Raw genomic sequence first — 10,366 nt, forward strand, 5'->3', positions numbered from 1 at the left:
TATCTGTCGCCAATAGCCATGGAGCAAAAAGCGGCATAAACACCGTAATCGGTGTCCGGGATTACTTGACCAGTTCAAGCCCGCTCCCACAGAGTTTTGCTGCGGACACAAAACTGTAGGAGCTGGCTTGCCAGCGAAGCTTTTAACGCCAGTCAGGACGCCTTCGCTGGCAAGCCAGCTCCTACAAAAGCTCCCCCGTCCGGGCCAGAATGCAAAACGCCAACCCGAAGGTTGGCGTTTTGTTCAGCTCCAGCGCGATTTAGCGCGGTACGACCGGCTTACGGGCGGGTTTGGGGCCCTTGCCTTTCGCCGCTTCCTTACGCTCCTTGGCCGCTTGCTGGTTGCGGGCAAACGCCGCAGCCTTGGCCTGTTCGCGCTTGTCCCACGGGTTGCCGCCATCGCTGGCACGTGGTGGCAGGCCAGTGTGCTGGGTGAGGATCTTGGTGGTCTTTTCCCCTGCAACCTTGTGGCTGCCGGCCGGCGTCGAGTTCTTGCGACGGGCGCTCTGGTAACTGTCGGTCGACGGCTGATGCAAAGGAATCAACTGGTTCTTGCCCGGCCCGATCAGGTCGGCGCGGCCCATGCGGGTCAGTGCTTCACGCAGCATCGGCCAGCCTTTCGGGTCGTGGTATCGCAAGAACGCCTTGTGCAGACGGCGCTGCTCTTCGCTCTTGACGATGGTCACCGCGTCACTCTTGTAGGTGACCTTGCGCAGCGGGTTCTTGCCCGAGTGGTACATCGCGGTGGCGGTGGCCATCGGCGACGGGTAGAACGCCTGCACCTGGTCGGCACGGAAGCCGTTGCCCTTGAGCCACAGGGCCAGGTTCATCATGTCTTCATCGGTGGTGCCCGGGTGGGCGGCGATGAAGTAAGGAATCAGGTATTGCTCCTTGCCCGCTTCCTTGGAGTACTTCTCGAACATGCGCTTGAACTTGTCATAGCTGCCGATGCCCGGTTTCATCATCTGGTTGAGCGGACCTTCCTCGGTGTGTTCCGGGGCGATCTTCAGGTAACCACCGACGTGGTGAGTCACCAGTTCCTTGACGTATTCCGGCGACTCGACCGCGAGGTCATAGCGCAGGCCGGAAGCAATCAGGATCTTCTTCACACCCGGCAACTCACGGGCACTGCGGTACAGCTGGATCAGCGCCGAGTGGTCGGTGTTCAGGTTCGGGCAGATGCCAGGGAACACGCACGATGGCTTGCGGCACGCGGATTCGATTTCCGGGCTCTTGCAAGCGATGCGGTACATGTTCGCGGTCGGGCCGCCAAGGTCGGAGATCACCCCGGTAAAACCCGGGACCTTGTCACGAATTTCTTCGATTTCGCGAATGATCGACTCGTGGGAGCGGTTCTGGATGATCCGGCCTTCGTGCTCGGTGATAGAGCAGAAGGTGCAGCCGCCGAAGCAGCCACGCATGATGTTCACCGAGAAGCGGATCATGTCGTAGGCCGGGATCTTCTCCTTGCCGTACGCCGGGTGCGGAATGCGCGCATAAGGCATGCCGAACACGTAGTCCATTTCTTCGGTGGTCATCGGAATCGGTGGCGGGTTGAACCAGACGTCCACTTCGCCATGCTTCTGCACCAGCGCACGGGCGTTGCCCGGGTTGGTTTCCAGGTGCAACACGCGGTTGGCGTGGGCGTAGAGCACCGCATCGTTGCGGACCTTTTCCACCGACGGCAAACGGATCACGGTCTTGTCGCGGGTCATGCGCGGGCTGGCGAGGATCTGCACGACCTTGGCTTCCTGCGGATCCTCAACCGGACCTTTTTCTTGCTCGATGGCGCAGGCCTGGGTGTCCTGGGTGTTCACGTACGGGTTGATGATCTTGTCGATCTTGCCCGGACGGTCGATGCGCGTGGAATCGACTTCGTACCAGCCTTGCGGGGTATCACGACGGATGAACGCGGTCCCGCGCACGTCGGTGATGTCTTCGATCTTGTGACCGTAGGACAGACGCTGGGCGACCTCGACGATCGCGCGCTCGGCGTTGCCGTAGAGCAGGATGTCGGCGCTGGCGTCGATCAGGATCGAGTTGCGCACGCGGTCCTGCCAGTAGTCGTAGTGGGCGATGCGGCGCAGGGACGCTTCGATGCCGCCGAGCACGATTGGCACGTGCTTGTAGGCTTCCTTGCAGCGCTGGCTGTAAACCAGGCTGGCGCGGTCCGGACGCTTGCCGGCCAGGCCACCCGGCGTGTAGGCATCGTCGGAACGGATTTTCTTGTCCGCGGTGTAGCGGTTGATCATCGAGTCCATGTTGCCGGCCGCGACACCGAAGAACAGGTTCGGCTCGCCGAGCTTCATGAAGTCGTCTTTGGACTGCCAGTTCGGCTGGGCAATGATCCCGACGCGGAAGCCTTGGGACTCCAGCAGCCGGCCGATGATCGCCATGCCGAACGACGGGTGATCGACATAGGCATCACCGGTCACGATGATGATGTCGCAGGAATCCCAGCCGAGCTGATCCATCTCCTCCCTGCTCATGGGCAGGAACGGCGCTGGCCCGAAACATTCGGCCCAGTACTTGGGATAGTCAAATAACGGCTTGGCTGCTTGCATGTCGATAACCGGTGTTGGCTTTCATTGAATTTCGCGGGCGCGGAATATAGCACAAATTTTGACCAATTCCGACGGCTGCGGTCGGAAATTGCGGCGCCGGCCTCAGAGTGTGGCACAACCTTTGTGGCGAGGGAGCTTGCTCCCGCCCGACTGCGAAGCAGTCGCAAAGCCAGCAATGCGGTGCCGCAGGTATTGGGGCTGCTGCGCAGCCCAGCGGGAGCAAGCTCCCTCGCCACAGGGGCCCTGCATCAACAGTTACTCGTCGTCGTCGAAGTTATAGCTACCCGGCGCCAGGTTCTCGAATCGGGTGTACTTACCGATGAACGCCAGGCGGATAAAGCCGATCGGACCGTTCCGCTGCTTGCCGATGATGATTTCGGCGATGCCCTTGTGCTCGGTTTCCGGGTGATACACCTCGTCGCGGTAAACGAACATGATCACGTCGGCGTCCTGCTCGATCGCTCCGGATTCCCGCAAGTCGGAGTTCACCGGGCGCTTGTTCGGCCGCTGTTCCAGGGAGCGGTTGAGCTGCGAGAGCGCCACCACCGGGCAGTTGAATTCCTTGGCCAGGGCTTTCAGGGATCGGGAGATCTCGGAAATCTCGTTGGTCCGGTTGTCACCGCTGGAACCCGGAATCTGCATCAGTTGCAGGTAGTCGATCATGATCAGGCCGACATCGCCGTGTTCGCGCACCAGACGACGGGTCCGGGCGCGCATTTCCGACGGGCTGATGCCGGCGGTATCGTCGATGAACAGCTTGCGGTCGTTGAGCAGGTTGACCGCCGAAGTCAGGCGCGGCCAGTCGTCGTCTTCCAACTGACCGGAACGGACCTTGGTTTGGTCGATGCGGCCGAGGGAAGACAGCATACGCATGATCAGCGATTCGCCTGGCATCTCGAGGGAGTACACCAGGACAGCCTTCTCGCTGCGCAGCACGGCGTTTTCCACCAGGTTCATCGCAAAGGTGGTTTTACCCATGGACGGACGGCCGGCGACGATGATCAGGTCGGCCGGTTGCAGGCCGCTGGTCTTCTCGTCGAGGTCGGTATAGCCGGTGGACAGGCCGGTGATGGCGTTGTCGGTGTTGAACAGGGTGTCGATGCGGTCGATGGCCTTGGTCAGCAGGTCGTTGACACCCACCGGGCCACCGGTTTTCGGTCGCGCCTCGGCGATCTGGAAGATCTGCCGCTCGGCCTCATCGAGAATTTCGGCGGCGGTGCGGCCTTCCGGGTTGAAAGCGCTGTCGGCGATTTCGGTGCTGATGCCGATCAATTGACGCAATGTCGCCCGTTCGCGAACGATCTGCGCATAGGCCTTGATGTTGGCGACAGACGGGGTGTTTTTCGCCAGTTCGCCCAAGTAACCGAGGCCGCCGACCTGTGAAGTCTGACCTTCCTTGTCCAGTTGCTCGGACAGGGTCACGACGTCGATCGGCATGTTCTGATCGGCCAGTTTGGCGATCGCACGGAAAATCAGGCGGTGGTCATGTCGATAGAAATCGCCGTCGGAGACTTGATCGAGCACACGCTCCCAGGCGTTGTTGTCCAGCATCAGACCACCGAGCACGGCCTGTTCGGCCTCGATGGAATGCGGCGGTACCTTCAGCGCGGCGGTTTGCAGATCGTATTGCTCTGGAGCTGAGATTTCGTTCATGGCCACTTGGTTTTTTTTTGGAAAGCAGGAATGTAAAAACTGGGATGCCAGAAAGACAAAGGGCACGACCTGTAAACAGGATCGTGCCCGATGTTACCGGCAAGCACCCGAGGGTGCCAGCCGACAAGTGCTGCTTAAGCTGCTACCACGACAACGCGTACGGTGGCTTCAACTTCGGCGTGCAGGTGCACGGCTACGTCGAATTCGCCTACGTTGCGGATGGTGCCGTTCGGCAGACGAACTTCGCTCTTCTGCACTTCAACGCCGGAGGCGGTCAGTGCGTCAGCGATGTCGTGAGTACCGATCGAACCGAACAGCTTGCCTTCGTCGCCAGCGGTGGCAGTGATGGTCACTTCCAGCTCGGCCAGTTGGGCAGCGCGGCTTTCAGCCGATGCTTTGCGATCTGCTGCAGCTTTTTCCAGCTCAGCGCGACGCTCTTCGAACGCAGCCAGGTTGGCTGGGGTCGCAGCGGTAGCTTTGCCGTAAGGCAGCAGGTAGTTACGACCGTAACCAGCCTTAACGTTCACTTTGTCACCCAGGTTGCCCAGGTTGGTGACTTTTTCCAGAAGGATCAGTTGCATGTGAAAATCCTCTTAACTTTTAACCTTCACCGTTCGCGTTATCGGCATCTTTCGGTGCCGAACGACCGCGAAAATCAATCAGGCTGTCGACGATGGCCAGGACCACCAGCAACGGATAGATCAGTTGCATGAACAGCAACAGCGTCACGTACAACCCCACCAGCCAGAACCTGGCCAGTCGCTTCTGCGCCACCAGCCCGTGAATCAGGGCCAGCCCGGCGAACACCAGCGGTACGCTGCACAACGGCGTCAACATGGCCATCTGTGGACCGATGTTCGGTCCAAGAAGCATGCACGCCAGCAGCAACATCGCCGGCAACAGCGGGAAGCGGATGGCGCGAAACTCGCGACCAAAACCGCCCGGGTTGTACAACAACGCCTGCCAGTAGCGCCCGACAAGCAGGCTCAGCAAGCTGACGATTTGCAACAACGCCGCAATCAGGCCGGTCAGGACCGGTGCAATCAGGGACGCGAAACGCGCTTGTTCGTCTACCGACATCTTCTGGTAGACATCACCGAGTAGCGACGGCATGACTTTGATCAAAGCCTGCGCCAGCATCTCGATCTGGGGAGCAAAAGCTGTCCCCAACACCACTGAAAACACCACTCCCATCGCTATGCTGACCAGCAGCACGCGGTTCCAGGACTCGCTTGCGCGCAAAACCAACGCAAGGCTCGCAGACCCCAGCAGCACCAGAAGTGCCCGTGGGTCGTCGGAGTACAGCCACCAGATCAATGCCGGCAGCAGTCCCAGAGCAAGAACGCCCAGGGCGTCCCTCAATCCGCGCCGCAGGAGCACAAGGCATCCAGCGGCAGCACCCAACCAATACAACAACGGCATCGCCGCGCATCCAGCCACTACCAGAGTGGCCTGCATACGGCCGCGCATGATGAACTCAGCTATGGCCCGCATGCATTCAATCCTTTGCTACGTGTCGACTGCCCGGTCTCAGCGGCCGTGGCTGTCGGTGTAGGCCAGCAGGGCCAGGAAGCGGGCGCGCTTGATAGCGGTGGCCAGCTGACGCTGATAACGAGCTTTGGTACCGGTGATGCGGCTTGGAACGATTTTGCCGGTCTCGGATACGTAGGCTTTCAGAGTGTTGAGATCTTTGTAATCGATCTCTTTCACGTCTTCAGCGGTGAAGCGGCAGAATTTACGACGACGGAAGAAACGTGCCATTTGATAGGCTCCTTAAAAGGTCCGTGGATTACTCGTCAGCGTTATCGCTGTTGTCGCTGTCATCACTGTCAACGCTTTCAGCGCCTTCGTGCTCAGGACGGTCGCGACGCTCACGGCGCTCACTGCGGTTTTCTTCAGCCTTGAGCATCTCGGACTGGCCAGTAACGGCTTCGTCGCGACGGATGACCAGGTTACGGATCACTGCATCGTTGTAGCGGAAGTTGTCTTCCAGCTCGGCCAGGGCCTTGCCAGTGCACTCAACGTTCAGCATCACGTAGTGAGCCTTGTGAACATTGTTGATTGCGTAGGCCAGTTGACGACGGCCCCAATCTTCCAGACGGTGGATTTTGCCGCCGTCTTCTTCGATCAGCTTGGTGTAACGCTCAACCATGCCGCCGACTTGCTCGCTTTGATCCGGGTGGACCAAAAAGATGATTTCGTAATGACGCATGAATGCTCCTTACGGGTTGTAGCCTGCCGCTCAAAAGCGGTCAGACAAGGAGTGAATGACACTAATGGACTTGCGGACGCTAGACACGTTGGTGCCTGCCATCACAGCAAGGGGCGCAATTGTAGAGAAGGGGCGAGGGAGGCGCAAGGTAATTGGTGATTATTTGAACAACCCCCAATCTTTCCCTCACCACAAAACACTGTGGGAGCGGGCTTGCTCGCGAAAGCGGCATTACACCCAACATAGTTGCTGAATGTTACTCCGCCTTCGCTGGCAAGCCAGCTCCTACATTGGGTCGCGTGTGGATCAGGACTTCTTGGCGGCAGCCTTGGCTTTGACACTGCGCTGGCGCTGCGCTTCGAACAGACAAACGCCGGTCGCTACGGAAACGTTGAGACTGCTGACGCTACCGGCCATCGGCAGGTTCACCAGATAATCGCAATGCTCGCGGGTCAGGCGACGCATGCCCTTGCCTTCGGCGCCCATGATCAGGATGGTCGGGCCGGTCAGATCCTGGTCATAAAGACTGACTTCCGCCTCCCCCGCCGTACCGACAACCCACAAGCCGCGCTGCTGGAGTTTTTCCAGGGTGCGCGCCAGGTTGGTCACGGCGACCAGCGGAATCACTTCGGCGGCACCGCAGGCGATTTTCCGTACGACCGGCGTCAGGGTCGCAGACTTGTCCTTCGGCACGATCACGGCCAGCGCGCCCGCCGCATCGGCAGAACGCAAGCAGGCGCCGAGGTTGTGCGGATCGGTCACGCCGTCGAGCACCAGCAACAACGGTGCGCCGTCGGTGCGATCGAGCAGTTCGTCGAGCATTGCCTCGCCCCAGACCTGGCTCGGACTCACGTCCGCGACCACGCCCTGGTGCACGCCTTCAACCCAGGCGTCCATTTCGCGGCGCTCGGCCTGGCCGACCTGGACCCGGTTTTCGTTGGCCAACTCAATCAGCGTCTGGACCCGAGGATCATTGCGGCCTTCGGCCAGCCAGATCTGTTTCACGCGTTTCGGGTGGTGACGCAACAACGCTTCTACCGCGTGTACGCCGTAGATTTTTTCCAACTGACTCATGGCTTGGCCTTAGGTTTACGCGCCCCGCCACTCTTGGCTGGAGCCGAGCCCGCTTTTGGCGGACCTTTACGATGTTTGCTCGGTTTGGCTGGCTTGCCGCCGACGGCCTTGTCAGGCGCCGACCGACTGGTCTTTCCCGCAGACGCCGCTTTACCGCCGTTTTTCGCACCGGCCAGCAACGCCTGTTTCATTTCACGACTCTTGCGCACTTCGGCGTTTTTCGCCGCCGCATCGCTCGGACGATAGGCCTCGACAGCCTTTTCCTTCGCAGGACGACGGCCGGTTTTCGCCGGGGCAGGCTCTGCTTCAACTTTCGCTGCAGGCGCTGCACTTTCGGTACCGCGTTTTTTACGGCCGATCGGTGCACTGATGGTTTTTTCAGCCATCTCGAAGTCGATCTTGCGCTCGTCAAGGTCGACGCGCATGACTCGCACTTCAACAGTGTCGCCCAGGCGGAAGCTGCGACCGGTGCGCTCACCGGCCAGGCGGTGGTGCACAGGATCGAAGTGGTAGTAATCGCCCGGCAGTGCAGTAACGTGCACCAGGCCTTCGACGTAGATATCGGTCAGTTCGACGAATAGACCAAAACCGGTCACGGCGGTGATCACACCCGGGAACGATTCGCCCACGCGGTCTTTCATGAACTCGCACTTGAGCCAGTTCACCACGTCACGGGTCGCTTCGTCGGCACGGCGCTCGCTCATCGAGCACTGCTCGCCGAGCTGCTCCAGGGCCGCTTCGTCGTACGGATAGATGCGCGCCTTCGGAATGGTCATCGCACCGGCACGGCGAACGTGCGGGGTGTTCTGCTTCGAATGGATCACGCTGCGAATCGCCCGGTGCGTGAGCAAGTCCGGGTAGCGACGGATCGGCGAAGTGAAGTGCGTGTACGCCTCGTAATTCAGGCCGAAGTGGCCCTGGTTATCGGCGCTGTATACCGCCTGGCTCAACGAACGCAGCATGACGGTCTGGATCAGGTGGAAATCCGGGCGATCCTTGATACCGGCCAACAACGCCTGGTAATCCTTCGGCGACGGACCGTCCTTGCCTTTGTGCAGGGACAGGCCGAGCTCGCCGAGGAAGGCGCGCAGCTTTTCCAGACGCTCCGGCGGCGGACCATCGTGAACGCGGTACAACGCAGGAATTTCGTGCTTTTTCAGGAACTCGGCGGTGGCCACGTTGGCCGCCAGCATGCATTCCTCGATCAGCTTGTGCGCGTCGTTACGTACAGTCGGACGGATTTCGGCAATCTTGCGCTCGGAACCGAAGATGATCCGGGTTTCCTGGGTTTCGAAATCGATCGCGCCACGCACGTGACGAGCGGCCAGCAATACCTTGTACAGCGAATACAGCTGCTTGAGGTGCGGCACCACGTCGGTGTATTCGCCGCGCAGCTTGCGCGCCTCGGTAGCCTTCGGCGTTTCGAGCATGGCGCTGACCTTGTTGTAGGTCAGACGGGCGTGGGAGTGGATGACCGCTTCGTAGAAGCAGTAGTCGGTCATTTCACCGGATTTGGAGATGGTCATCTCGCAAACCATGGCCAGGCGATCGACTTGCGGGTTCAGCGAGCAGAGGCCGTTGGACAGTTGCTCGGGAAGCATCGGAATCACGCGCTCGGGGAAGTACACCGAGTTGCCGCGAACCTGCGCTTCTGCATCCAGCGCCGAACCGAGTTTCACGTAGCTGGATACGTCGGCAATCGCCACGTACAGCTTCCAGCCGCCGGAGAACAGACGCAGCTTGCCCGGACGGGCTTCGCAGTAGACCGCATCGTCGAAGTCGCGGGCATCTTCGCCGTCAATGGTGACGAACGGCAGATGACGCAGGTCGATACGCTTCTCTTTGTCTTTCTCTTCGACTTCCGGCTTGAGCTTGCCGGCTTCCTTGAGCACGGCGTCAGGCCAGACGTGAGGAATGTCGTAGGTACGCAGGGCAACATCGATTTCCATGCCCGGCGCCATGTAGTTGCCCACCACCTCGACCACGTCGCCTTGCGGCTGGAAGCGTGGTGTTGGCCAGTGAGTGATCTTCACTTCGACGAACTGACCGATCTGCGCGTTGGCGTTACGACCCGGCGTCACCAGCACTTCCTGCTGGATCTTCGGGTTATCGGCAACCACGAAACCGATACCGCCCTCTTCGAAGTAGCGGCCGACGATGGTTTCGTGAGCGCGGGATACCACTTCGACGATCATGCCTTCGCGGCGACCACGACGATCCAGACCGGATACGCGGGCCAGAGCACGGTCACCGTCGAACACCAGACGCATCTGCGCCGGGCTCATGAACAGGTCGTCACTGCCATCGTCCGGCACCAGGAAGCCGAAGCCATCGCGGTGACCGCTGATGCGGCCCAGGATCAGGTCGAGCTTGTCCACCGGCGCATAAGTGCCGCGACGAGTGTAAATAAGCTGAGCATCGCGCTCCATGGCGCGCAGGCGGCGGCGCAGGGCTTCGATCTGGTCTTCCGTGGTCAGACCAAACTCTTCGACCAGCTGCTCGCGGTTAGCAGGCGAACCCCGATCAGCAAGGTGCTGAAGGATCAGTTCGCGGCTAGGAATAGGGTTTTCATATTTTTCCGCTTCACGAGCGGCCTCGGGATCGAGGGACTGCCAATCGGCCATTAGAGAGTTTTCACCTTGTCTATATGCGGGTTAGTTTGGCATAGGCGTAATGAAACGGGAAATTTCAAGCTAAGACGACCCATCTAAAGCCCTGTATCGACACCGCAAAGCTGTTTTGAAGACCGCTGACGAAATTTTTCAGGTTTTTTTAATGTCGGGGGTTTACAGTTAAAAAGACGCTCCGTATAGTGCGCGCCATCGACGACGGACAACGTTGCCGATACTGCCCAGATGGTGAAA

The 10,366-nt window shown here is 59.8% G+C and carries 8 protein-coding genes; all 8 read right to left on the reverse strand.

Going from position 1 to position 10,366, the window contains the following annotated elements; genetic code table 11:
- Positions 1-259: 259 nt before the first annotated feature.
- On the reverse strand, positions 260-2,563 hold the full coding sequence (locus tag AC07XF_RS16445; protein ID WP_495027306.1) for a YgiQ family radical SAM protein: 2,304 nt from the start codon (positions 2,561-2,563) through the stop codon (positions 260-262).
- Positions 2,564-2,818: 255 nt separating this feature from the next.
- Positions 2,819-4,216 carry a replicative DNA helicase gene (gene dnaB, locus AC07XF_RS16450; protein ID WP_007982038.1) on the reverse strand — a complete coding sequence of 466 codons (1,398 nt, stop codon included), beginning with the start codon at positions 4,214-4,216 and terminating at the stop codon, positions 2,819-2,821.
- Positions 4,217-4,350: 134 nt separating this feature from the next.
- The gene (rplI, locus tag AC07XF_RS16455) at positions 4,351-4,797 is read right to left on the reverse strand and encodes a 50S ribosomal protein L9 (RefSeq protein WP_007973276.1); all 447 of its coding nucleotides are present in this window, start codon (positions 4,795-4,797) and stop codon (positions 4,351-4,353) included.
- 19 nt (positions 4,798-4,816) lie between these two features.
- Complete coding sequence (locus AC07XF_RS16460; protein ID WP_310064365.1) at positions 4,817-5,710, reverse strand: YybS family protein; 894 nt, start codon at positions 5,708-5,710, stop codon at positions 4,817-4,819.
- A gap of 36 nt (positions 5,711-5,746) precedes the next feature.
- Complete coding sequence (gene rpsR / locus AC07XF_RS16465; protein WP_002551829.1) at positions 5,747-5,977, reverse strand: 30S ribosomal protein S18; 231 nt, start codon at positions 5,975-5,977, stop codon at positions 5,747-5,749.
- 28 nt (positions 5,978-6,005) lie between these two features.
- Entirely contained in the window at positions 6,006-6,428 is a 423-nt protein-coding gene (gene rpsF / locus AC07XF_RS16470; RefSeq protein ID WP_007982042.1) for a 30S ribosomal protein S6, read from the reverse strand.
- A 306-nt stretch (positions 6,429-6,734) separates the two neighbouring features.
- Positions 6,735-7,502, reverse strand: a complete 768-nt coding sequence (gene rlmB / locus AC07XF_RS16475) for a 23S rRNA (guanosine(2251)-2'-O)-methyltransferase RlmB (RefSeq protein ID WP_007973273.1) — start codon at positions 7,500-7,502, stop codon at positions 6,735-6,737.
- Positions 7,499-10,126, reverse strand: coding sequence for a ribonuclease R (gene rnr / locus AC07XF_RS16480; protein WP_495027307.1), 2,628 nt, complete (start codon positions 10,124-10,126; stop codon positions 7,499-7,501). The genes rlmB and rnr overlap by 4 nt, the downstream gene beginning before the upstream one ends.
- Between the last annotated feature and the right edge of the window lie 240 nt (positions 10,127-10,366).

Source organism: Pseudomonas sp. GW821-FHT01C01 (genome assembly GCF_059422645.1).